This window comes from Micropruina glycogenica, from assembly GCF_900289045.1.
GTDB lineage: Bacteria > Actinomycetota > Actinomycetes > Propionibacteriales > Propionibacteriaceae > Micropruina > Micropruina glycogenica.
Genome location: NZ_LT985188.1, coordinates 369,089 through 392,317 on the forward strand (window position 1 = coordinate 369,089; position 23,229 = coordinate 392,317).

General features: G+C 68.7%; 16 protein-coding genes and 1 pseudogene. 4 read left to right on the forward strand and 13 right to left on the reverse strand.

The features are described 5' to 3' along the window. Positions 1–57: 57 nt before the first annotated feature. From MPLG2_RS01665 to MPLG2_RS01675, 3 genes are read right to left on the reverse strand one after another with little or no spacing between them, the layout of a single operon-like run. Positions 58–615, reverse strand: coding sequence for a GNAT family N-acetyltransferase (locus tag MPLG2_RS01665; RefSeq protein ID WP_331826934.1), 558 nt, complete (start codon positions 613–615; stop codon positions 58–60). Beyond that, complete coding sequence (locus MPLG2_RS01670; protein ID WP_197710038.1) at positions 579–2,495, reverse strand: M13 family metallopeptidase; 1,917 nt, start codon at positions 2,493–2,495, stop codon at positions 579–581. The genes MPLG2_RS01665 and MPLG2_RS01670 overlap by 37 nt, the downstream gene beginning before the upstream one ends. A 54-nt stretch (positions 2,496–2,549) precedes the next feature. Beyond that, on the reverse strand, positions 2,550–6,890 hold the full coding sequence (locus MPLG2_RS01675; protein ID WP_105184645.1) for an acyl-CoA dehydratase activase-related protein: 4,341 nt from the start codon (positions 6,888–6,890) through the stop codon (positions 2,550–2,552). Positions 6,891–6,970: 80 nt separating this feature from the next. Here MPLG2_RS01675 and MPLG2_RS01680 point away from each other — a divergent pair, with 80 nt between their 5' ends. After that, entirely contained in the window at positions 6,971–7,579 is a 609-nt protein-coding gene (locus MPLG2_RS01680; RefSeq protein ID WP_158680781.1) for a TetR/AcrR family transcriptional regulator, read from the forward strand. Here the strand turns inward: MPLG2_RS01680 and MPLG2_RS01685 are convergent. From MPLG2_RS01685 to MPLG2_RS01710, 7 genes and pseudogenes are all read right to left on the reverse strand, one after another. Continuing rightward, a complete protein-coding gene (locus MPLG2_RS01685; RefSeq protein ID WP_105184647.1) occupies positions 7,572–8,618 on the reverse strand; it encodes a 2-oxoacid:ferredoxin oxidoreductase subunit beta in 1,047 nt (348 codons plus the stop codon). The two genes, MPLG2_RS01680 and MPLG2_RS01685, sit on opposite strands and share 8 nt — an antisense overlap. Beyond that, entirely contained in the window at positions 8,615–10,483 is a 1,869-nt protein-coding gene (locus tag MPLG2_RS01690; RefSeq protein ID WP_105184648.1) for a 2-oxoacid:acceptor oxidoreductase subunit alpha, read from the reverse strand. The genes MPLG2_RS01685 and MPLG2_RS01690 overlap by 4 nt, the downstream gene beginning before the upstream one ends. A 73-nt stretch (positions 10,484–10,556) precedes the next feature. Continuing rightward, the gene (locus tag MPLG2_RS01695) at positions 10,557–11,264 is read right to left on the reverse strand and encodes a sirohydrochlorin chelatase (RefSeq protein WP_105184649.1); all 708 of its coding nucleotides are present in this window, start codon (positions 11,262–11,264) and stop codon (positions 10,557–10,559) included. After that, positions 11,264–12,589, reverse strand: coding sequence for a sulfate adenylyltransferase subunit 1 (locus MPLG2_RS01700; protein ID WP_105184650.1), 1,326 nt, complete (start codon positions 12,587–12,589; stop codon positions 11,264–11,266). The genes MPLG2_RS01695 and MPLG2_RS01700 overlap by 1 nt, the downstream gene beginning before the upstream one ends. After that, entirely contained in the window at positions 12,589–13,494 is a 906-nt protein-coding gene (gene cysD / locus MPLG2_RS18775) for a sulfate adenylyltransferase subunit CysD (protein ID WP_231935942.1), read from the reverse strand. Before cysD ends, MPLG2_RS01700 begins: the two co-directional genes overlap by 1 nt. A gap of 141 nt (positions 13,495–13,635) precedes the next feature. Then, positions 13,636–14,346 (reverse strand): annotated as a pseudogene (locus tag MPLG2_RS18780) (phosphoadenylyl-sulfate reductase); the annotation flags it as partial. After that, positions 14,343–16,040, reverse strand: a complete 1,698-nt coding sequence (locus MPLG2_RS01710; protein WP_105184652.1) for a nitrite/sulfite reductase — start codon at positions 16,038–16,040, stop codon at positions 14,343–14,345. The gene MPLG2_RS01710 and the pseudogene MPLG2_RS18780, both read right to left, overlap by 4 nt. 252 nt (positions 16,041–16,292) lie before the next feature. On the opposite strand from MPLG2_RS01710, the gene MPLG2_RS01715 reads away from it, so the two are divergent. Genes MPLG2_RS01715 through MPLG2_RS01725 form a run of 3 tightly spaced genes read left to right on the forward strand, consistent with a single transcriptional unit; the run spans position 16,293 to position 19,552 of the window. After that, complete coding sequence (locus tag MPLG2_RS01715) at positions 16,293–17,102, forward strand: alpha/beta fold hydrolase (RefSeq protein WP_105187407.1); 810 nt, start codon at positions 16,293–16,295, stop codon at positions 17,100–17,102. Positions 17,103–17,111: 9 nt separating this feature from the next. Further along, positions 17,112–18,620: a polyprenol phosphomannose-dependent alpha 1,6 mannosyltransferase MptB gene (gene mptB / locus MPLG2_RS01720; RefSeq protein WP_158680782.1), complete on the forward strand. Its 1,509-nt coding sequence runs from the start codon at positions 17,112–17,114 to the stop codon at positions 18,618–18,620. After that, positions 18,617–19,552: an enoyl-CoA hydratase/isomerase family protein gene (locus tag MPLG2_RS01725; protein WP_105184654.1), complete on the forward strand. Its 936-nt coding sequence runs from the start codon at positions 18,617–18,619 to the stop codon at positions 19,550–19,552. The genes mptB and MPLG2_RS01725 overlap by 4 nt, the downstream gene beginning before the upstream one ends. Before the next feature lie 39 nt (positions 19,553–19,591). Here the strand turns inward: MPLG2_RS01725 and MPLG2_RS01730 are convergent, their stop codons facing one another. The 3 genes from MPLG2_RS01730 to MPLG2_RS01740 are packed head-to-tail and all read right to left on the reverse strand — an operon-like array spanning position 19,592 to position 23,220. Beyond that, positions 19,592–21,616, reverse strand: a complete 2,025-nt coding sequence (locus MPLG2_RS01730) for a cholesterol oxidase substrate-binding domain-containing protein (protein ID WP_105184655.1) — start codon at positions 21,614–21,616, stop codon at positions 19,592–19,594. Between the two features lie 13 nt (positions 21,617–21,629). Continuing rightward, positions 21,630–22,154 carry a tail fiber protein gene (locus MPLG2_RS01735; protein WP_105184656.1) on the reverse strand — a complete coding sequence of 175 codons (525 nt, stop codon included), beginning with the start codon at positions 22,152–22,154 and terminating at the stop codon, positions 21,630–21,632. Positions 22,155–22,173: 19 nt separating this feature from the next. After that, positions 22,174–23,220, reverse strand: a complete 1,047-nt coding sequence (locus MPLG2_RS01740; protein WP_105184657.1) for a phage tail protein — start codon at positions 23,218–23,220, stop codon at positions 22,174–22,176. Positions 23,221–23,229: the final 9 nt, after the last annotated feature.

Below are 23,229 nucleotides of genomic sequence, written 5' to 3' on the forward strand. Positions count from 1 at the left end.
AGACTTCGAGGCCAGCGGGTACGGCAGCACGCAGCCCTGCGTTGAGCACCCCAGTCGTCATGCGTGGGTGAAAACGTCGATCCAATACCGGCGCCGCATAAGCCCGCCGCCCACGTCGACCACATTCTCGAGCACCCCGCCGGCACCCTCGATCACCCGCGCAGACCCCACGTTGCCCTCGTCGCAGGTGACCAGGGCCCGATCGACGCCGGCCGCCGCCAGTCGCTGCAGCGACTGCCGCAGCATCTCGCCGGCATACCCCTTGAGCCGATGCGCAGGGGCCACCGCGTAACCGATGTGGCCCCCGTAGTGGTGCAGCCAGTCGGTGAGGGCGTAGCGCACCGAGGCCCGTCCAACCACGTCGCGGCCGACCTCGGCGACCAGAAAGTCGGCGCGTACCCGTCCGGGCTCCAGGTCGACGCCGGACGCCTCGCGCTCGGCTCGCCCCATCACCTCGGCCCAGGTGTGCCCTTCGGGCAACAGGTCGAACCCCTCCGCGGCCAGCTCGGCTTGCATGCGGCGCATGGGCACTTCGTCGGCGGCCGTGAGCGGTCGCAGGATCAGAGTGCAGCGGGCACTCACCAGATCTTCACCCGAAGCTCGGGCGCCATCCACAGCTCGTCGTCACCCGTGACGCCGAAGGCGGAGTAGAACTCTTCGATGTTGCGCACCACCTGGTTGCAGCGAAACTCGTCGGGCGAATGCGGGTCGGTGGTGAGTTGGGTGATCAGCGCCTCGGGCCGAGCCTTGTGCTGCCACGCCCGCGCCCACGACATGAACAGCCGCTGCTCGCCGGTCAGGCCGTCGATCGGTTCGACGTCTTGGTCGCCCACCGCCAGCAACCACGCCCGGTGGGCGATCGACAGCCCACCCAGGTCGCCGATGTTCTCGCCGATGGTCAGCTCGCCGTTCACATGGTGACCCGGCGTCTCGTCGGGCTCCAGCTCGTTGTACTGCTCGATCAGGGCCTTGGTGCGGTCTTCGAAGGCGGCCCGGTCGTCGTCGGTCCACCAGTTGCGCAGCTTGCCGTCGCCGTCGCAGGTCGAGCCCTGGTCGTCGAAGCCGTGGCCGATCTCGTGGCCGATCACCGCGCCGATGGCGCCGTAGTTGACGGCCTCGTCGGCGTGCTCGTCGAAGAACGGCGGCTGCAGAATGGCGGCCGGAAACACGATCTCGTTGCGCAGCGGGTGGTAGTAGGCGTTGACCGTCTGCGGGGTCATCAACCACTCGTGCTTCTTGATCGGGCCGCCCAGCTTCGACCACTCGTAGGCGTGCTCGAAGGCGGACGACCGCAGCACGTTGCCGACCAGGTCGTCGGCTTCGATCACCAGCGCCGAATAGTCGCGCCACTGGTCGGGGTAGCCGATCTTCGACACGAACTTGCTCAGCTTGTCGAGCGACTGGGTGCGGGTGGCCTCGGTCATCCAGTCCAGCTCACTGATCGACTGCCGGTACGCCTCGACCAGGTTGGCGACGAGCTCGTCCATGCGCTGCTTGGCCACGGGCGAGAAGTGCCGCTCGACGTAGAGCCGGCCGACGGCCTCACCCAGGCAGCGTTCCACCAAGGTGATGCCGCGCTTCCAGCGCGCACGGTTGGTCGGAATGCCGTTCAGCACGGTGCCGTAGAAGGCGAACCTGCTGGCCACGAACGCTTCGGGCAGGTACGGCGACAGCGCCGACAGCAGATGCCAGCGCGCCCAGGCCCGCCACGACGACAGCCATTCCTCGTCGATCAGCTCGGCGAGCTCGCTCATGAACGACGGCTGCCCGTCGATCAACTGGTCCACCGGCGGCACCTGCGCGGCACCGAGCATGCGCAGCCAGTCGACCCGTTGCGCGAACACCTCGGGACGGGTCGGGTTGTACATCTGCCGCAGATCACGGGTGCGCACCTTGTTCCAGTGCCGCTTGGCAATCTCGGTTTCGAGTTGCATCACCAGCCGGGCCTGATCGGCGTCCAGCCCGGCCAGGGTGAGGGTGTCAGCGACGTGCGTCACGTAGGCGTCGCGAATGTCGGCGAACTTGTCGTCGCGGTAGTACTCCTCGTCGGGCAGCCCCAGGCCCGATTGCATGGCGAACAGGGCATAACGGGTCGGGTCGCCGGGGTCGGACTCCACGTCGAGTGCGACCGGCGACCCGGTGCCGCGCAGAATGCTGCGACCGAAGTAGTCGAGCAGCGCCGGCACCGAGTCGATGGCGTCGACCTCGGCCAGCAAAGCCGCCACCGGATCGAGCCCGCGCCGTTCGACCTCGTCGGTGTTCATGAATGAGGCGAACAGGTTTTCGACCTTCGCCGCCTCACTGCCCGGCGTGGAGTTCTGCAGCCCGGTCACGATGTCGCGGACGGCCTCTTCGGCCTGCTCGCGCAACACCTGGGTGGCGCCGTAGCTCGGCCGGTCGTCGGGAATGGGTGTGCTGGCCAGCCAACGGCCATTGACATGGCGAAACAGATCGTCTTGAGGACGGACGGCGGGGTCGAGATCAAATGTCGTCACTTGGGCGATCCTAGACGGCGCCACCGACAAAACCGGGGCAGCGGCCGGCCGGCCTCACAGACGTCCGGCCGTTGCCTCGTCCCACAGGTCGACCGGCGAGACCGGCGCCGACGTTCGCCCGGCTGCGGGCCCTGCCGAAGTCTCGCCCGAGCCGGCCCGATGCCGCTTGTGCGCGGTGGCGACCATGAGCTTGATCCGGTTGAGCTGGTTGGTCTCGGACGCGCCGGGATCGTAGTCCACCGAGACGATGTTGGCCTGCGGGTGACGGCGCCGCAGTTCGGCGAACATGCCCTTGCCCACCACGTGGTTGGGCAGGCAGGCGAACGGCTGGGCGCAGATGATGTTGGGCGCGCCCAACTCGATGAGTTCGACCATCTCGGCGGTCAGCAGCCAACTCTCGCCGGCCCGGGTGCCCAACGAGATGATACCGTCGGCCTTCGCGGCCAGGTCTTTCATCGCCGGTGGCGGATCGAACTTGCCCCCGGTACGGCGCAGGGCTGCGACCACGGGCTGCTGGTAGCGCTCGATCAACCACAGTGCCAGCTTCTTGACGTGATGCGAACGCGGGCCGATCCCGAGGCTCTCCCACTGGTACTGGGCCGAATAGAGCGGCATCAGGAAGAACTGGACGATTCCGGGCAGAACCGCCTCACAACCCTCGGCCTCGACCACGTCGACGACGTGATTGTTGGCGTCTGGGTGGAACTTGACCAGGATCTCGCCCACGATGCCGACCCGGGGTTTGCGGGGCACCTGCTGCAACGGCAACTCGTCGAAAGCCGCCACGATCCGCTTGATCAGCCCGAGGTAGCCAAGGTTGCGACCCAGCGTCGGACTGTAGCCCCCGTACTGCAGAAACTCCTGGCAGACGGCGTCCCAGCGGTCGTAGAGCGCCTTCGCGGCACCCGGCTCGACCTCGTAGGGCCGAACCCGCAGCAGCACGGTCTGCAACAGATCGCCCAGCACCAGCGCCTGGATCGCCGGGTGCAGCAAGCCGGGCGTGATCGAGAACCCGGGGTTCGCCTCCAGGCCCTGCACGCTGATCGCGAGCACCGGCACCTGGGGGTACCCGGCGTCGGCCAGCGCCTTGCGCAGCAGTCCGACGTAGTTGGTGGCGCGGCACATGCCGCCGGTCTGCGTGATGGCGACGGACGTCCGGTGGGGGTCGGCCTCGCCGGATCGGATCTTGTTGACCAGTTGGCCGACCACCATGATCGCCGGGAAGCAGGCGTCGTTGTTGACGTACTTCAGCCCGACCTCGATGTCGTCGGCGCTCGCCTTCTCGAGCAACCGCATGCGCAACCCGAGCTTGCGGAACACCGGCATCAGCAGCCGGAAATGCACCGGTGCCATCTGGGGCGCGTAGATGGTGTGGGTGTCGCGCGCGTGCTCGTCGAACAACACCCGTTCGCCCAGGGCGCCGTAGGTGCTCACGGTCGCCGAGCCGCGGCGCTCGGCGGCCGCCGCCTTCATCGACCGCAGCCGAATGGTGGCCGCACCCAGATTCGAGACCTCGTCGATCTTCAGCAGGGTGTACATGTCGCCGGCCTGTTCGAGGATCTCTTGCACCTGATCGGTGGTGATCGCATCGACCCCGCAGCCGAACGAGTTCAACTGCACAAGATGCAGGTCGGGCTGCCGGGCCACCGTGGCGGCGGCTTCGTAGAGCCGGGTGTGGTAGGCCCACTGGTCGCGGACCCGGATCGGCCGGGCGAGCCGGGTGGCCTCGGGTGCCACGATAGAGTCCTCGGTCAGGACGCCCATTCCCAGTCCGTTGATCAGGCTCGGCACGCCGTGGTTGACCTCCGGGTCGACGTGGTAGGGACGGCCGGCGAGCACGATGCCCTTCAGCCCGTGCTCGGCGAGGTAGGCCAGGGCGCGCTCGCCCTCGGCGCGAATGTCGGCCTTGAACCGGGCGTCCTCGGCGTAGCCGGCCTCGACCGCGGCTGTCGCTTCGTCGATCGTGACGTTCCAGTCGGCGAACACCTCGACCAACCGCTCGGCCAGTTTGACCGGCTGGTCGAGGTTGAGCAGCGGCGCCATGAACCGCACGCCCGGTTCGTGCAGCCGGGTCAGGTTGCGTTGCAGCACCTGTGGGTAGAAGGCGACGATCGGGCAGTTGAAGTGGTTGTCGGCGGCGTCCACCTGTTTGGCCTCCAGTGGCACGCACGGGTAGAAGATGGTGCGGATCCCCCGATCGAGCAGGTTCTCGATGTGGCCGTGGGCCAGCTTGGCCGGGTAGCAGGCGTTCTCGGACGGGATCGACTCCATGCCGCGTTCGAACACCTCGTGGCTGGACCGCCCCGAGATCGTCACCCGAAAGCCGAGGCTGGTCAGAATCGTGAACCAGAGCGGGTAGTTCTCGTACATGTTGAGCACCCGAGGAATGCCGATCTGACCCCGAAACGCCTTGTCATCGGTGAGCCGGCGATACCCGAACAGGCGCCGGTACTTGTAGTCGAACAGGTTCGGCAGTTCCGACTTGGCGGGTACCCGCTCGGTGCTGGCGCCGCGCTCGCACCGATTGCCGCTGACGTGCCGGCTGCCGTCGCCGAAAGTCGAGATGGTCAGCTGGCAATGGTTCTGGCAGAGCCGGCAGGTGTCCAGCCGGGTCTGCACTGTGAAGTCGTCCAGTTCGGCTGCGGCCAGTGCCTGCGACCGCTCGCCTTCGTGCCAGTTGCGCTGGGCGGTCAGCGCCGCACCGAAGGCGCCCATCAGGCCGGCGATGTTGGGACGGACGACGCGGGCGCCGGTCTGCAGTTCGAACGCCCGGAGCACCGCGTCGTTGAGGAAGGTTCCGCCCTGCACCACCACGGTGTCGCCCAGTTGCTCGACATCCTTGAGCTTGATCACCTTGTAGAGGGCGTTGCGGATCACCGAGTACGACAGCCCCGCGGCGATGTCGCCCACGGTGGCGCCCTCGCGTTGCGCCTGCTTGACCGACGAGTTCATGAACACCGTGCAGCGGGTGCCCAGGTCGACCGGAGCCGACGACTGCAGGGCACTGGCAGCGAACTCGGTGATGTCGAGGCTGAGTGACGCGGCGAACGTCTGCAGAAACGACCCGCAGCCCGACGAGCAGGCCTCGTTGACCGCGATCGAGTCGACCGCGCCGTTGCGGATGCGCAGGTACTTCATGTCCTGGCCGCCGATGTCGATCACCGAGGTCACCCCGGGGCAGACCCGTTCGGCGGCCCGGTAGTGCGCCATGGTCTCGATCTCGCCGTCGTCCAGCCGCAGGGCGGCCCTGACCAGGCCTTCGCCGTAGCCGGTCACGCACGCACGGGCCAGATACGCGTCGTCGGGCAGCGCAGCGAGCACCGACCGCAGAATGCTGATCGACACCTGAACCGGATCGTTGCTGCCCTGGTAATGGCTGAAGACGATGTCGCCGGAGGTGTCGACCAGAACGGCTTTCACGGTGGTCGATCCGGCGTCGATGCCGAGGAAGAGCGGCCCGGACGCCGTCGCCAACTCGCCGCGAGGCACGCCGGCGAGCCGATGTCGGTCGTCGAACTCGGCCCGCTCGGCCGGGTCGTTGAACAGCGGACGAAGGCGATTGCTGCCCAGCGGAATGACGACCCGCGGACGGAGCCGGCTCAGCAGATCGTCCACGGAACTCCGCGACGATCCGCCGGCCAGCAGGGCCGCTCCGATCGCGACGAACAGGTGTGCGTCCGCGGGGCAGCTGAACGAGGTGACCTGATCGGTGAGCGCGCGTTGGTAGGCCTCGCGAAGTTGGGGCAGAAAGTGCAGCGGGCCGCCGAGAAACACCACGTTGCCCCGAACCGGGTGGCCGCAGGCCAGGCCGGCGATGGTCTGGGTCGCGACCGCGGCGAACACCGAGGCGGCCAGGTCGGTGTGCGCCGCACCCTGGTTCAGCAACGGTTGCAGGTCGGATTTGGCGAAGACCCCGCAGCGCGACGCGATCGGGTAGAGATGCCGATAGCGGGCCGCCAGTTCGTCCAGCCCCTGGGCGTCGGTGTGCAACAGGCTCGCCATCTGGTCGATGAAGGCTCCGGTGCCGCCGGCGCAGGTGCCGTTCATGCGCTGCTCGACCACGGGCCGCAGAAAGGTGATCTTCGCGTCCTCGCCGCCGAGTTCGATGACCACGTCCGCGTCGGGCACCAGGCGTTCGACGGCCGCGGTGGAGGCCATCACCTCTTGGACGAACGGCACGCCGATCACCTCGGCGACCCCCAGACCCGCGGAGCCGGTGACCGCGCACTCGAACTGTCCGTCCGGCAACGCCTGAGCCACCTCGCTCAGCAACTCGCGCAGCGCCCCGCGCGCGTCCGCATGGTGCCGCCGGTAGGCACTGAACAGCACCGTCGTGCCTTGCAGCACCACGCCCTTGACCGTCGTCGAGCCGATGTCCAGGCCGAGGGTTGCCATGTCGCCTCCTACAGAACGATCGTTCTGTCGGTTCCACGCTAGCGGCCGTACCGCTGCGGCACGCCCGATACGCTGAACTCGTGGAGGGGCGGCAGCGACGGCAGCCCGGCGCACGCTCGGCGATCATCGCGGCGGCGGCGGAGCTGATCGCGGTGAACGGAGTCGCGGGCACCTCTATTTCGGAAGTGGTGGCCAGGTCGGCAACGTCAGCCGGCGCCATCTACCACCACTTCGGCAGCAAGGAACGTCTGGTGCTCGAGGTGGGGCGCAGCGCCATGGCCGTGCCTTTGCACCTGATCCTGAACACGGCCGCCGATCTCTCGCCGCACGAGTTGCTGAATGCGGCCGTGACGCAGGTGGCGAAGGACGCCCACACTCCGGCCCTGCTGCTGCAGATCTGGGCGGGAGCCCAGTCCGACCCGGCCCTGAAGCAGCTGGTGACCGTCGAGCTCGACACGTTGCGGGCCGGTTTGCGGACCCTGGTCGCACCGTGGTGCCGGGCGAACAGCCCGGCCATCGACCCCGAGGACCTGGTGGGTGTGCTCATCGGTCTGGTGGCGGGCTACGCGGTGCAGCGGGCCCTGCTGCCCGGTGAGGGCCCGGCCGGTTACCTGCCGATGGCCGTGGGATTGCTGCAGGCTGCGATGGTCACCGACGGCAGGCCGGCGCCCGCACCGAGGCTCAGTTGACCGTCCAGGTGTCGCTGCCGTTGATCAGGCCCTGCAGAGCGCTCATGCGCTCGCCGGGTTGGGGCATGGTGATCTGGTCGCGCACCTGATCGTCGAAGCTCGGACGCTCCACCTGCCGGAAGATGCCGATGGGGGACTGCTGCAGCACACCGGTGTCGGTGAGTCGTGACAGTGAGAACGCCGGTGACGGGTCGGCTGCGTGCGCGTCGTGCACCACCACCTGGGCGGGGTCGGCGTCGGCGGTGTCGATCACCGACAGGGTGCCGTCCAGCGCGCGCACCACAGACTTCGAGCCGTCGGGGCCGAAGGTGATCGGCTCGCCGTCCACCAAACGAATCACGCCCGGCGCCTTGGGGCCCTTGAGGTCGATGAACGCGTCGTCGTTGAAGATCGGGCAGTTCTGGTAGATCTCGACCAGCGCCGCGCCCCGGTGCCCGACCGCGGCGGTGAGCACCTCGGTGAGGTGCGCCCGGTCGGAGTCGATGGTGCGCGCCACGAAACTCGCCTCGGCGCCCAGCGCCAGCGAGATCGGGTTGAACGGGTGGTCCACCGAGCCGACCGGCGTCGACTTGGTGACCTTGCCCAGCTCGGACGTCGGTGAGTACTGGCCCTTGGTCAGCCCGTAGATGCGGTTGTTGAACAGCAGAATGGTGATGTTCACGTTGCGCCGCAGGGCGTGGATCAGGTGATTGCCGCCGATGCTCAGCGCGTCGCCGTCACCGGTGATCACCCACACCGCCAGGTCGGAACGCGCCGTCGCCACCCCGGTCGCGATCGCCGGCGCGCGGCCGTGGATCGAGTGCATGCCGTACGAATCGACGTAATAGGGAAACCGTGACGAGCAGCCGATGCCCGACACGATCACGGTGTTCTCGCGCTTGATGCCCAGTTGCGGCATCAGCCCCTGAAACGCGGCGAGCACGGCGTAGTCGCCGCAACCGGGGCACCAACGCACCTCCTGGTCGCTGGTGAAGTCCTTGCGGTTCAGCGGGGTGAGCGACAGCGGCACCCCGGCCAGGCCGGGAGCGGTGGCGGTCATCGGCCCTCCTTCGGGTCGTTGGGGGTCTTCTCGTCGATGACGTCGATCAGGTCTTCGGCCAGCTCCGACAACGAGATCGGCAGCCCGCGCACCCGCGAATAGCTTTCGCAGTCGACCAGGTACTTCGCGCGCAGAATCATCGCCAACTGGCCCAGGTTCATCTCGGGCACGATCACCCGGTCGTAGCGGCGCAGAATGTCGCCCAGGTCGGCCGGCAACGGGTTCAGGTGGCGCAGGTGCAGGGTGGCCACCGCGCGTCCGCTCAGCCGCACCCGGCGGGCGGCCGCCGAGATCGGTCCGTAGCTGGAGCCCCAGCCCACCACCAGCACCTTGGCCCGCCCCGACGGGTCTTCGACCACCAGCGGCGGCAGGTCGTCGGCGATGCCGTCGATCTTCGCCTGCCGCAACCGCACCATGTACTCGTGGTTGTCGGGGTCGTAGCTGACGTTGCCGGTGCCGGCCGCCTTCTCGATGCCGCCGATGCGGTGCTCCAGACCCGGCGTGCCCGGAATCGCCAGCGGCCTGGCTAGCTTCTCGTCACGCGCGTACGGCAGGAACTCGCCCTCGGCCGGCGCTTCGGTGACGAAGCCGGGGTCGATCGCGGGCAGGTCGGCCAGGCTCGGCACCGCCCACGGCTCGGCGCCGTTGCCCAGGTAACCGTCGGACAGCAGGATCACCGGCGTGCGGTAGGTCAGCGCGATGCGCACCGCCTCGAGCGCCGTGTCGAAACAGTCGCCGGGCGACTGCGCCGCGATCACCGGCAGCGGGGCCTCGCCGTGCCGTCCATAGACGGCCTGGAACAGGTCGGCCTGCTCGGTCTTGGTGGGCATGCCGGTGGCGGGTCCGGCGCGCTGGATGTCGCAGATCACCAGCGGCAGCTCGAGCATCACCGCCAGTGAGATGGTCTCCATCTTCAGCGCCATACCGGGCCCGGACGTGCTGGTCACGCCCAGTGCGCCCGCGTACGAGGCGCCCAGGGCGGCACCCACGGCCGCGATCTCGTCTTCGGCCTGCAGGGTGATCACGCCGTGGTCTTTGGCGCGCGACAGAATATGCAGCACGTCGGACGCCGGGGTGATCGGGTAGGCGCCCAGGAACAGTTGCAGACCCGCCTTGGCGGCGCCCGCCATCAGGCCGTAGGCCAGCGCGGTGTTGCCGGTGATCTGCCGGTAGGTGCCCGACGGCATGGGGGCCGACGCGACCTGGTAGCGGGCGGTGAACACCTCGGTGGTCTCGCCGAACGCGAAGCCGGCCTTGAACGCGGCGATGTTGGCGTCGCGAATGTCGGGTTTGCCGGCGAACTTGCGGGCCAGAAAGTCGAGCGTGCCCTGCTCGGGCCGGCTGTACAGCCAGCTCAACAGGCCCAGCGCGAACATGTTCTTGGTGCGGGCGGCGTCTTTGCGGCCCAGCCTGAACGGCGCCACGGCGGCCACCGCCAGCCCGGTGAGGTCGAAACCGTGCACCTCGTAGGCCTCGAGCGTGCCGTCGGTGAGCGGGTTGTCGGTGTAGCCGAGCTTGGCCAGGTTGCGGGTGGTGAAGTCGGCGGTGTCGGCCAGAATCACCGCGCCGCGCGGCAGGTCGTGCAGGTTGGCCTTCAGGGCGGCCGGGTTCATCGCCACCAGAACGTCGGGGCGGTCGCCCGGGGTGCGAATGTCGAAGTCGGCGAAGTGCACCTGAAAGCTCGACACCCCCGCGACGGTGCCCTGCGGCGCGCGGATCTCGGCGGGAAAGTTCGGCAGCGTCGAGAAGTCGTTGCCCAACCGCGCGGTGTCTGAGGTGAACCGATCGCCGGTCAACTGCATGCCGTCACCGGAGTCGCCGGCGAAACGGATGACCACACGATCGACGCTGTGCACCTCGCCCATGCGGGCCCTCGCCCCCTTGTTGTCTGCCGAATTATCTGCCGAGCCGGTCAAGCTTAGCTGTTGGTCGAGTAGATCAGTCATTCACGGCTTTCGGTCGGGACACGACGAGAGATTCGGCGATCGCGCTGCGCCAGCGCTGTTCGATGAGGTCGACGAGCAGGTGATGCACGCCGACCGGACGGCTCACCGCGTCGGCTCCGGCCAACTGCAGTTCGTCGCTGAACCGGCCCGGCGCCAGCAGGTAGGCGGCCACCGCCACCCGGGCGTGGCCGGCGGCGCGCAGGGCGGCGACGGCCTCGGGCACGGTGGGTGAGGCGGCGGTGACGAACCCCGCCAGGGCCGGACGGTCCACGGCCCTGGAAAGTTCGTTCGTCACCGCCCGCACCTCGGCGAGCGCCCGATCACGCAGTGACCCGGCACCGGCCAGCACCACCGCGTCGAAGTCGTCCACCTCGGCGAGGCGGTCGACCACGGCGGGCAGCACGTCGGCACCGATCAGCGGGGTGGCGATGGCCCGTGAACCCGCGGCGGCGATGGCTGCCGGAATGTCGGACGTGACGTGGTAGCCGCTGGTCAGAAACACCGGCACCACGATTGCCTCGCCGAGGCGACGCAGCGTGTCGGTGAGCGTGGGGGTGTGAATGTCGACCCAGCCCAGGTGGGTCTCGACGCCGAGTCGCTCGGCCACTGCGGCGGCCAGCTGTTTGGACGTCTCGGTGCCGACCCGTGACCGGGTGCCGTGCACGGCCAGCACCAGCGGCCGGCGATCAACCGACGGCATCAGATCGACCAGTCCAGGGTCTCGGCTTCGAACTCGTCGCCACCGAGCGTGGTGCGCACCATGCCGGCTGCCAGCGTGCTGCCCATCTGCGGGTCGACCAGCAGAAACGCGCCGGTGCGCCGCGAGTCGGAGTAATTCTCGGCCACGATCGGGGCGGCCAGCCTGATGCTCACCCGGCCGATGTCGTTCAGCGTCAACGCCTCGGCCGGCACGGGTGCCAGGGTGTCGAGGTCGAGCCGTCCCTTGATCTCTTTGACGATGCCCTGCACGGTGCGGGTGGTGTGCTTGAGCAGCACCTTCGAACCGGGCCGCAGGGCGCGATCCGACAGCCAGCAGACCAGTCCGTCGACGTCTTGGGTGGGGCTCGGCGCGTCGTCGGCGCCGGCGATCAGCTCGCCGCGGGTGATGTCGACCTCGTCGGCCAGCCGCAGCGTCACCGACATGGGCGCGAACGCCTCGGTCAACTCGGTGCCGGCGAAGTCGATGCCGACGACGGTGGTTTCGCGGCCGGCCGGCAGCACGCGCACCCGGTCGCCCACCCGCACCACACCCGAGGCGATCTGGCCGGCATAACCGCGGTATTCGGCGTATTGCGGGTCGAGCGCCGCGGCCTGCGGTCGAATGGTCAACTGCACGGGGAACCGGAACGATTCGCTCTCGACCGGACCGCCCGCGGGCAGGTCTTCGAGCAGTTCGAGCAGGCTCGGGCCGTCGTACCACGGGGTGCGCTCGGAGCGGTCGACGATGTTGTCGCCCAGCAGCGCCGACACCGGCACCACGCGCACGTCGTCGACGCCAAGGCCCTTGGCCACCTCGGCCAGTTCGGCGGCGACGGTTTCGAAGCGGGAATGGTCGAAGTCGACCAGGTCGATCTTGTTCACCGCGAACACCAGGTGCGGCACCCGCAGCAGCGCGGCCACGGCCAGGTGCCGGCGGGTCTGTTCGAGCACGCCCTTGCGCACGTCGGTGAGCAGCACGAGCACGTCGGCGGTCGACGAGCCGGTGACCGTGTTGCGGGTGTACTGCACGTGTCCGGGGCAGTCGGCCAGCACGAACGTGCGCTTGGCGGTGGCGAAGTAGCGGTAGGCCACGTCGATGGTGATGCCCTGCTCACGCTCGGCGCGCAGGCCGTCGGTGAGCAACGCCAGGTCGACGATGCCCAGCCCCTTCTCACGGCTGACCCGCTCGACGGCGTCCAACTGGTCGGTGAGCACCGATTTGGAGTCGTGCAGCAGCCGGCCCACCAGGGTCGACTTGCCGTCGTCCACGCTGCCGGCGGTCGCCATGCGCAGCAGGGTGCCGCGGGTCGCAACTGCGCTGCTCATCAGAAGTAGCCCTCTTTCTTGCGGTCTTCCATGGCGGCCTCGGTGAGGCGGTCGTCGGCACGGGTGGCGCCGCGTTCGGTGATGCGGGTGGCCGCCACCTCGGCCAGCACGTCGGCCACGTTGGCGGCGTCGGACTCGACCGCACCGGTGCACGACATGTCGCCCACGGTGCGGTAGCGCACGGTGCGGGTCACCACCTGTTCGGACGGCCTGGGCTGCGACACCTCGCCGACCGCCAGCCACATGCCGTCGCGGCTGAACACCTCGCGCTCGTGGGCGTAGTACAGGGCGGGCAACTCGATGCCCTCGGCCTCGATGTAGCGCCACACGTCGAGCTCGGTCCAGTTGCTGAGCGGAAAGACTCGGACGTGCTCGCCGGCCCGGTGCCGCGGGTTGTACAGGTTCCACAGCTCCGGACGCTGGTTGCGCGGGTCCCACTGCCCGAACTCGTCGCGCAGGCTGACCACGCGCTCTTTGGCGCGGGCCTTCTCTTCGTCGCGCCGTCCGCCGCCGAACACGGCGTCGAAGCGGCCCTCGGCGATGGCGTCCAGCAGCGGCTGGGTCTGCAGCGGGTTGCGGGTGCCGTCGGGGCGTTCGAGCAGCCGTCCGTCGTCGATGTAGTCCTGCACCTTGGCCACGATCAGCCGGACGCCCAGCCGCTCGACCTCGGCGTCACGGTAGGCGAGCACCTCGGGAAAGTTGTGGCCGGTGTCGACGTGCAGCACGGGGAACGGCACGGGTGCGGGCCAGAACGCCTTGGCGGCCAGGTGCAGCATGACCACCGAGTCTTTGCCGCCCGAGAACAGAAGCACCGGCCGCTCCAGCTCGGTGACCGCCTCGCGAATGATGTGGATCGCTTCGGACTCGAGTTCTTTGAGCTGCGAGAGCCGCCGCGTCGAGTTCACCTCGTTGGTCGATCTTGTCGAGACCCTCTCGGCCAGCGGAGGGGCCTCGACGGGCTCGACCGACGGGGTGAGGTTGAGGTTCTGCAGCGCGCTCACGAAGGTGGTCTCCAGGGTGATCGGGGGCTCGTCGGCCTGCACGTGCAGCCCGCATTCGGTCTTGGCCAGACCGGCCCAGCGGCCGGCCCGGGGGTCTTCGCCCGGCGCCACGGGGCGGGTGCAGGGGGCGCACCCGATGGACGGGTACCCCTGCGTGAGCAGGGGATTGGTCGGCACCGAGTGGGTGGTGGCGTAGTCGAGCAGCTCGTCGAAGCTCCACGCGGCGATGGGGTTGATCTTCACCATCTGGTGGCCTTCGTCCCACTCCACCAAAGCGGTGTTGGCGCGCAGGGCATTGTCTTCACGGCGCACGCCGGTGACCCACGCCTCGTAGCCGGCCAGGGTCTCGTTGATCGGGTCGACCTTGCGCAGCTGGCAGCACAGCGTCGGTTCGCGGTCGTGCAGCTTGGCGCCGTACTGGGCGTCTTGGGAGGCCACGGTCTGTTTCGGCAGCACGTCGACGATGGTCACCGGGGCGTTGCGGGCCAGCGAGTCACGGGTCTCGATGGTTTCGGCGAAGTGGTAGCCGGTCTGCAGAAACAGCACGTCGACGCCGGGCAGGTGCCGGGCTATCAGGTGCGGCACCACGCTGTCGCCGGCCATCGAGCACGCCACGGCGACCCGTCCGGCGAAGTGCGCGGCGGTCCACGCGGCGACATCGTCGGCCGTCCAGTCGGCTGAGTCGGCCTGAGCCTGTGCGACCAGCGCCTTCAACTCGGCGACACTGCGCCGCCCGGTGGCCACCTGGGCGGTCATCGCAGCGCCTGTTCGTCTGAGCGCTTGGCCCAGGCCGAGAACGTCTCGCCCTTATCGCGCGAGTCGACGAAGCTGCGCACCACGCGCTCGACGTAGGCGGGCAGTTCCTCGGCGCTCACCTTCAGGCCACGGACGGTGCGACCCAGGCCCGGGTCTTCGCGATCGGAGTTCGCCAGCCCGCCGCCCAGATGCACCTGGTAGCCGAACTCGGGCTCGCCGTCGGCGCCGGTGAGGATCTGACCCTTCAGGCCGATGTCGGCGGTCTGAATACGGGCGCACGAGTTGGGGCAGCCGTTCAGGTTCAGCGTGATCGGCAGTTCGAGCTTGACGTCGCTGAGCCGGTTCTCGAGCTCGGCGATGGTGGCGGTGGCGGTGTCCTTGGTGTCGACGAACGCGAGCTTGCAGAACTGAATGCCGGTGCACGCCATGGTGTTGCGGCGAAACGGGCTGGGGTCGGCGAACAGGCCGAGCTCACGCATCGCCTCGACCACGCCGGCCACCTCGTCGCCGGGCACGTCGAGCAGCAGGATCTTCTGGTGCGGGGTGAACCGCACCCGTTGCGACCCGGCCGCCTCGGCGATGTCGGCCACCTGCGACAGAATCGTGCCCGAGACCCGTCCGACCGTGGGGGCGAAGCCGATGAACTTGCGGCCGTCCTTCTGGTCGTGCACGCCGACGTGGTCACCGGCGTACGGCGCGGGGGCCGGGGGCGGGCCGTCGGGCAACTCGTAACCCAGGTACTCGTCCTGCAGCACCTGGCGAAACTTCTCGGGGCCCCACTCGGCCAGCAGAAACTTCAGCCGGGCCTTGTTGCGCAGGCGGCGGTAGCCGTAGTCGCGAAAGATGCGGACGACCCCGTGCCACACCTCGGGCGCCTGCGCCTCGGTCACGAACACGCCCAGCCGCTCGGCCAGTCGCGGCGCCACGCTCAGCCCGCCGCCGACCCACAGGTCGTAGCCCGGGCCCAGTTCGGGGTGCACGACGCCGACCAGTGAGATGTCGTTGATCTCGTGCACCACATCGAGGCTGGGGTGGCCGGTGACCGCACTCTTGAACTTGCGCGGCAGGTTCGAGATGTCGGGGTCGCCGATGAACCGCTCCACGATCTGATCGATCACCGGGGTGGGGTCGATGATCTCGTCGGCGGCGATGCCGGCGACGGGGGAGCCGAGCACCACCCGGGGGCAGTCGCCGCAGGCCTCGGTGGTGATCAGGCCGACGGACTCCAACCGGCGCCAGATCTCGGGCATGTCTTCGACCCTGATCCAGTGCAGCTGAATGTTCTGCCGGTCGGAGATGTCGGCGGTGTCGCGGGCGAAGTCGATGCTGATCTGCGCGATGGTGCGCAACTGCTCGGTGCTGGCGGCGCCGCCGTCGATGCGCACCCGCAGCATGAAGTATTTGTCAGAGAGCTCGTCGGGGCCGAGCGAGGCCGTGCGGCTGCCCGAGATGTCTTGCCGCCGCTGGGTGTAGAGGCCCATCCAGCGAAACCGGCCATGCAGGTCGTCGGTGGGAATCGAGTCAAAGCCCTCTTTGGCGTAGACGTTGATGATGCGGTCGCGCACGTTGAGCGGGTTGTCTTCGGCCTTGAACTCTTCGTTGTGGTTGAGCGGCGTGGTGCCGTCGACCAGCCACTGGCCCTTGCTCTGACCTTCGCGCGGGGGTCTGACCCGGGCGGGCGCGGATGTGTTCATGAGACTCCTGACAATGGGCGACTCGCGCGTCACGCGGGTCGTGGTGAGGCTGACGACTCAGGCGCAACACATCGCGCTGCTGTGCACGCGCAGCAGGTCGACGTGACGGCGGGTCACGAAGAGCGGCTGATGCAGGCAACGCATGCTGCGACGGTACACAGCAGAACTGCGTGCGCTTGAATCGGTGAAGCCAAACCAGCTCAATGGTACTACTTATTGCCTGTGGTGCCCGCCATCTTGTTCGCTACTGACATGGCGAACCCCTACGCCACCGACCTCGTCGAGGTGGGTGAGCTGCGCCTGTACGTGGAGCAGTACGGCGATCCGGACGGCCCGGCGACGCCGCTGCTGCTGCACGGCGGGCTGTTCGACATCGAACTTCAGTTCGGCGCGTTGCTGCCGGGGCTGTCGGCCGGCCGCCGGGTGATCGCGGTGGAGTTTCAGGGGCATGGGCACACCAACGACCTCGACCGGCCGTTCTCGAGTGCAGCCTTCGCCGGCGACGTGCTCGGCGTGCTCGACCACTTGGGCCTCAATTGCGTGGACGTGTTCGGCTTCAGCGTGGGCGGTGCGGTCGCGCTCGAACTCGCCGTGCGGCGCCCCGAGCGGGTGCGGCGCCTGATCGCCTCGTCGGTGTCGTTTCGGGCCTCGGGAATGCGCGGCAGCGAGAACGCCCAGGCCGTCGGCGAGATGAAGGTCGAGATGATCGCCGGCACCCCGATGGAGGCGGCCTACCTGGCCAAGTCGCCGCACCCAGACCACGAGCACCTGCAGGGGCTGCTCGACAAGCTGGGCGCCACCTACGCGGGCGGCTTTCCCGACTGGGCCGACGACGACATTCGCGGCATCGCCGCACCCACCCTGATCACCGTCGGCGACGCCGACATGGTCAGCCTCGACCACGCCGTGGAGTTCCTGCGGTTGCGCGGCGGCGACGTGAACGGCGACTTCGACGGGCTGCCCGCCTCGCAACTGGCCGTCTTTCCGGGCACGTCACACTTCACGGGCATCGGCCGAACAGACCTGGTGATCGACGTCGTGGTGCCGTTCCTCGACGCGTAGTCTTCGCATGTGAATGAGGTGGACCAGAAGTCGGCCGTGCCGCATCTTCGTCCACCCACCCCCGAAACGCTGCGCAGGTACTGGCACGACATCGTCACCGCCTGGCGGGTGCCGGCGGTCAAGCGCGGCCTGCTCGCCACCACCTTGTTGTTCCTGGGTTCGCTGACCCCCGCCTACCTGCCGCAGAACAGCCCGTGGTGGGCCCCCATCAGAGCGCTGGGCTGGGACACCTGGCCGGCGAAGGTGCTCGGTACGGCCATGGTGGTCGCTGCGGTGGTGCTGCTGGTGGACGCCTGGTTCAGGCTCCGCCCCGGCCTCTATCTGGACTTCAAGCACTGGGCCGTCGGCCTGATCTGGAGCCTGCCGCTGTTGCTGGCCCCGCCGATCTTCAGCCACGACGCTTACAGTTACGCCGCGCAGGGCTGGCTGCTGCACAACGGGCTGAACCCGTACGAAACCCCCGTCAGCGTGCTGCCGGGGGCGTTCGCCGATCAGGTCGCCTGGGTGTGGCGCTACACGCCCGCGCCCTACGGGCCGCTCAGCCTGCAGATCTCGCACCTGATGGTGGTGCTGGGCGGGCTCAACCCCTACTACTCCACGCTGCTGATGCGTATTCCCGCGCTGATCGGCGTGGTGCTGATCGTCTACTTTCTGCCGCGGCTGGCGGCCCGGATCGGGGCCGACGTTCAACTCGCCGCGTGGTTCTCAACCATCAACCCGCTGCTGATCATCGACCTGGTGGGCGGCATGCACAACGACGGGCTGATGATCGGGCTGATCATCGTGGCCCTCTACATCGCCCAGGTGCGGCCCGAATGGTTCTGGCTGGCCGCGATCGTGGTGGGGGTGGCGGCGGCGATCAAGCAGCCGGCCCTGCTGGCCGCCTACCCGGTGGCCCTGGTCGGCCTGCCCTGGCGGTGGAACACCGCGCACGTGCTGAACAAGCTCGGACGCGCGGCGGTCAGCTCCGTCATCGCCGTCGCCACCTTCGTGGCCATCTCGTTGGCCACCGGGCTGAACTTCGGCTGGATCAACGCCCTCGACGTGCCCGGCCGGGTCGTCACGCTGGCGCCCTTGTCGCTGATCGGGGAAGGCATTCGGCTGCTCTGCGTGGCCGCCGGACGCCCCGAACTGGGCACCCAGATCGCCGGCGGCCTGCTGGTGGCCGGCGTGGTGGCGTCCGCTCTTATCGTGGCGTACCTGGCGGTGACGGTGGCACGGCGCCGTCCAGTCACCTTCTTGAGCTGGTCGTACCTGGTGATCGCCCTGCTCGGCCCGGCCATGCACTCGTGGTACCTGCTGTGGGGCGGCCTGCTGCTGCCGTTGACCAGGCCCACCGAGCGCGTCCAGCGAATCGCGGTGGGGGTGACCAGCGTGCTGCTCGGCTACGGCGCGGGCAACCTGGCCTGGCGCAACGACACCGGCATCGCCCTGGGTCTGGCCGGGCTTGCGTTGATCATCACCCTGCTGGTGCGCTACTTCGACGAACATCGCAAGGCAGCGAAGGAGACGCCATGACCGACGTGCTGTTCGAGGTGCAGGGCGGCGTCGGCCGCATCACGCTCAACCGGCCACGGGCCATCAACGCGTTGACCACGGCGATGCTTGCCGACATCGGCGAGCAGCTCAGTGCGTGGCGCGACGAGCCGTCCGTCGAGCGGGTACACCTGGTGGGCGCGGGCGAGCGCGGGCTGTGCTCGGGCGCCGACGTGCGCACGCTGCGCGCCGACGTGCTCGAGCGCGGTGAGGTGTCGGCCGAGGTGTTCTTCAGCGTCGAGTACGCGGTCGACGCCCTGATCGCGACGTATCCCAAGCCGATGCGCGCCGATCTGTTCGGCATCACGATGGGCGGCGGACTGGGGTTGAGCGCCCACTGCTCCGAGCGGGTCGTGCGGGCCGACAGCCGGCTCGCCATGCCCGAAACGATCATCGGGCTGTTCCCCGACGTCGGGCTGCTGTACGAGCTGTCGCGGGCGCCCGGTGAGTTGGGCACCCATCTCGCGCTCACCGGCGGCAGTGTCGGCGCTGAGGACGCGGTGCTGGTCGGGTTGGCCGACCGGGTCGAGGGTGAGGCGCCGTCCGGGGTGCTGATCTGGCACCAGCCGTGGATCGACGAGTGCTACGCCGGCGACGACCCGCTGGCGATCGTGCAGCGGCTGGCCGAGCACGACGACCCCGAGGCCAGGGCCACCGCCGACGTGCTTCGACAGCGGTGCCCGTTCGCGGTCGCGGTCAGCCTGGCGGCGATCCGCCGGGCCGCCCTGCTGCCCGACGTGATGAGCGTGCTGGCGCAAGACCTGGTGCTCGCGGTGCCGATGGTGCTACGGCCCGACTTCGCCGAGGGCGTGCGAGCCCAGTTGGTCGACAAAGACCGCAACCCGTCGTGGCGCCCGGCCCGGCTCGAAGACGTCGACCCCACCGAGGTGGCGGCGCTGTTCGACGACCTCTGAGCAGCCCGCTGGTCGAGCGTGTCGCGGCCCGGGTGCTGGTCAGCCGAACAGCGTGCCCAGGAAGGGGTTGGTGAACAGGTTCGCTCCGTCCATGCTCGTGAGCGTCGCCGCCTCCCACGCCCAGTCTTCGGTGTTCGAACGTCCGTCGCTGACCGTGCTGCGCACGTGGGTCAGAAAGTCGGTGGACGTCCACGGGCCGCCGGTGGCGGTGTAGGCCCAGCCCTTCGACCACTCCGGCAGCACCGCCCCGGCCGTTCCGCTGAAGCGTTCGATCAGCCACGTCTCCAACTCGGCGTAGAACTGGTCGGCCCCCTCCGTGCCCGGAATCGTGAGCACGTCGAACCAGACCGCGATATCCCACCCGTTGGCCACGTCGACCGGGCCCTGGCCGAGCGCCGAGATCACCGGACTCTCTGCTGCGGCCACGCCCACCCGGCTCGGGTCGTCCAGAGCCGTCACCCGCAGTTCGAGCGCCGAGTTGACCGGGTAGCTGCCCTTGGCGGCATAACCGGTCAGCATCGAGGTGTACTGGCCGATCAGGTCGTGCACCGCCTGCTGCACGTCGGCCCGGCGCAGGTGAATGGCGTAGCCGTTGGCGGTCACCTTCAGCGTGGTGGCCTGAATGTAGAGCAGGCTGTTCTTCGACGGCCCCCAGATGTCGCGCGACACCGGATAGGTGCCCGACACGCCCGCCCAGTTCTCACCGTCGAGCCCGAAGGCGGTCACCCGAGCCGCCATCTGCCCCACCGCCGGCGTCAGCGATGGGTCACCGTTCACCAGGTGGGTGATCAGGTTCTGCAGACCATCGGGCACGTAGTCGGCGAACGGATAGTTGAACGGCGTGCTCACCGCGATCGAACTGGACGGCTTGGTGGGCGCCACCTGCCAGGTGTGCAGCCACGGGTTGTCGCTGAACGGGTACCAGATGATCTCGACCCGGCCCATGCTGTCGAGAAAGCTGGCGAACGAGTTCGCCGGCACCGGGTCGGCGACTGTCGGAGCGGCGAAGATGGTGGCCGAGGGCAGGTCGGTGATGCTCAAGCAGCGCAGGTTGTAGTTGGGCACCACCTGCAGAGTCGCCTCGGTGACCAGTGCCCGGCCGACGTGGGTGAGCACCGCCTTGGTGGCCGGCTCGTCGCGGGTCAGGGTGCGCGCGGTGTAGCGGGCGCCGGGGTTGGCCGGGTCGGTGGCCACCACGGTCAGGTTGACCACCTGGTTGCTCAGCGAGCCGTAGCTGGCCGCGAAGTCGTCGCCCGGCGCGCCGGGCACGGCGGTGCCGTGCGCCCCGATCGCCAGCACGCCCCCGACGGTCAGGTCGCCGGGTGCCGGCGTGTGGGGGAAGGAGTAGCCCGGGGCCGATCCGCCACCACCGGGCTGGGCCTCCAGAAAGGTCAGCAGTTCGAGCATCGTCGCTCCGGCGCCCACCCGCACCCGAGTGGGCAGGCCGTTGCCGGCGGGCAGCAACTCCATGCCGGCGAAACCCTTGGTCAGATCGACCAGCAGCACCCGTCCGTTCGACGGAGTCGACGGGGTGACGGTCAGCGGCGACCAGCCGTGCATCACGCCGCGCGGCCGCAACTGGTAGCCGTTGTCCTGCGCCCAGTTGCAGACCAGCGCCAGGTCGTCGGTGCTCAACGGTGCGCAGGTGAGCGTGGGCGGCAGCACGATCTGCCGGTCCCAGTTGCTGTACGGCAACAGGTTCAGCGGCACCGACGACGGAAACCCGGGCAGCACGGGGGGCGGGGTGGGCGGATCGACCGCACCCGCGTTCACCGTCCAGTCGTAGGTGTAGCCGGTCACCTCGTAGTGGGCGGTGCGACCGTTCATGGTGAGTTGCACCGGTTCGGGCGGCGGGGGCGGCTGGCGCCTGAGGTCGGCCTCCACGACCACGTCGGGGGTCACGATGGTGCCCTCCGCCCAGGGCTGGCCCGCCAGGTCAACCGTGGCCGAATGGCTCCGGGTCAGGTTGATGGACGCCGTCTGCCTGTACGTGCCGGCGCTGACGGTCCAATCGAGAATCACCCACGCCGAGTTGGTCAGCTCGATGCGCTGTGCCTGAATCATGGCCGGTGCCCGGTCACAGGTAGCTGATCACATAGTTGATCGCCGCGTTTCGTGGACGGGTCTCGGCCCCGCCGCTCGATCCGGTCTGGGAGGCGTCGGTCTGGTTCTCGCCGTACACCCCCGGCGTCTCCGCGCCGCCGTAGTTGATGATGTGGTAATCGCCGCCGGCGCTGGCGTAGGTGTGGGTGTGGGCCTGCAGGCCGAAGGGCTGCATCGACCCGACGGCGTCGCCGGTGTTGCCGGGAATCGCCAGCGACGGCTGCGGGGCGGTGCGGGTGGCGGCGTTGGGGTCGACCCCGGCGCCACCGTCGGTGCCGCGGTGAAAGATGCCGCGGTAGTCGGGCACGCAGAACGTGGTCTTGGTGCCGCCGTAGCTGGTGCCGATCACCTTCAGCAGGCCTTGGTACTGGGGGTCGGTGTTGCCGAGTGCGCGCCCGTCGCAGGGCAGAAAGCCCTGGGCGATCAGGGCCGCCTCAGACGTCGGGGTGAGGGCGCCGGCGTAGGGCAGCACGCAGCCCACGGGGTACAGAGACGACATGAGGGTTCTCCTTCGTGGGTCAGGCCGTGACGGCTTTGATCAGGTAGTTGACGTTGATGTTGATCGGGCGGCTCTCGGTGAGGCTGCCGTTGGCGCCTGTGGTCCAGGTGACCCCGGCGTTGGTTTCGGCGTGGTCGCCGATCGCGGTGGCCGCACAGCTCCAGTAGTCGTTGTTGTAGGTGTAGCTGTGGTCGTGGGCGGCGAAGCTGGTCGCCTCGAGTGAGCCGACCTGGTTGCCGGTGTTGCCCGGAAAGGCCAGTTTCGGTTGGGGTGCTGTGCGGGTCAGGTAGTCGGGGTCGACCACCGGCAGGTTCGGTACGGGCTGGCCCACCACACCGCGCAGGAATCGCCCACGGAAGTCGGGCAGCCTGAAGCTGGCCTGGTCGTCGGCGCCGAACATGTTCGACACCGTCGAGTACAGGGTGGGGTAGTTGGCGGCGACCTGCTTGGTGCCGGTACAGGGCAACCACCCGGCCCCGGCCAGTGATGACGACCACGCGGCCAGGTCGCCCGCGAACGGCAGCACCGCTCCGACCGGAACCACATCGGGTGAGGTGACCGCCTTGATGATGAAGTCGACGTACTGGTTCACCGGACGGGTTTCGGTACTACCCTCTTTCGACACCGACGACGTGGTAGAGCCCGAGAGGCATTCGTGGCCCAGGGTGTGCGTGCTCTTGAGGTAGTGGTTGTAGTAGTTGTAGCTGTGCGTGTGCGCTTCGAGCGAGTCGGCTTGCACCGAGCCGACGCTGTTGCCGGTGTTGCCGGCGTTCGACAGGTCCGGACGGGGTGCGGTGCGGGTCGCTGCGCCCGGGTCGCGCTGGTTCGGGTCGCTGCCGTCGAGGCCGCGCAGAAACAGGCCCTTGTACTCGGGCACCGCGAAGCCTGACGAGGTGCCGCCGTAGCTGTTGCCCAGCACGGTGAACAGGTCGGGGAACTGTGAGTTGGGGTACACCGAGCCGTCGCACAGAATCCACCCGGCGGTGATCAGGTTGAGCACGCCCGCGCCGTCGGTACGTCCGGCGTACATGAGCACGGTTCCCACAGGGGTGGTCGAGGCTGACATGGGTCTCCT

Bases quoted from the DNA above. Each gene is read 5' to 3' on its own strand.
- MPLG2_RS01675 (WP_105184645.1), bottom strand. From the start codon at position 6,890: ATGGCAACCCTCGGCCTGGACATCGGCTCGACGACGGTCAAGGGCGTG.
- MPLG2_RS01685 (WP_105184647.1), bottom strand. From the start codon at position 8,618: ATGACCGCCACCGCTCCCGGCCTGGCCGGGGTGCCGCTGTCGCTCACC.
- MPLG2_RS01690 (WP_105184648.1), bottom strand. From the start codon at position 10,483: ATGGGCGAGGTGCACAGCGTCGATCGTGTGGTCATCCGTTTCGCCGGC.
- MPLG2_RS01695 (WP_105184649.1), bottom strand. From the start codon at position 11,264: ATGCCGTCGGTTGATCGCCGGCCGCTGGTGCTGGCCGTGCACGGCACC.
- MPLG2_RS01700 (WP_105184650.1), bottom strand. From the start codon at position 12,589: ATGAGCAGCGCAGTTGCGACCCGCGGCACCCTGCTGCGCATGGCGACC.
- MPLG2_RS01710 (WP_105184652.1), bottom strand. From the start codon at position 16,040: ATGAACACATCCGCGCCCGCCCGGGTCAGACCCCCGCGCGAAGGTCAG.
- MPLG2_RS01715 (WP_105187407.1), top strand. From the start codon at position 16,293: ATGGCGAACCCCTACGCCACCGACCTCGTCGAGGTGGGTGAGCTGCGC.
- MPLG2_RS01725 (WP_105184654.1), top strand. From the start codon at position 18,617: ATGACCGACGTGCTGTTCGAGGTGCAGGGCGGCGTCGGCCGCATCACG.
- MPLG2_RS01730 (WP_105184655.1), bottom strand. From the start codon at position 21,616: ATGATTCAGGCACAGCGCATCGAGCTGACCAACTCGGCGTGGGTGATT.
- MPLG2_RS01735 (WP_105184656.1), bottom strand. From the start codon at position 22,154: ATGTCGTCTCTGTACCCCGTGGGCTGCGTGCTGCCCTACGCCGGCGCC.
- MPLG2_RS01740 (WP_105184657.1), bottom strand. From the start codon at position 23,220: ATGTCAGCCTCGACCACCCCTGTGGGAACCGTGCTCATGTACGCCGGA.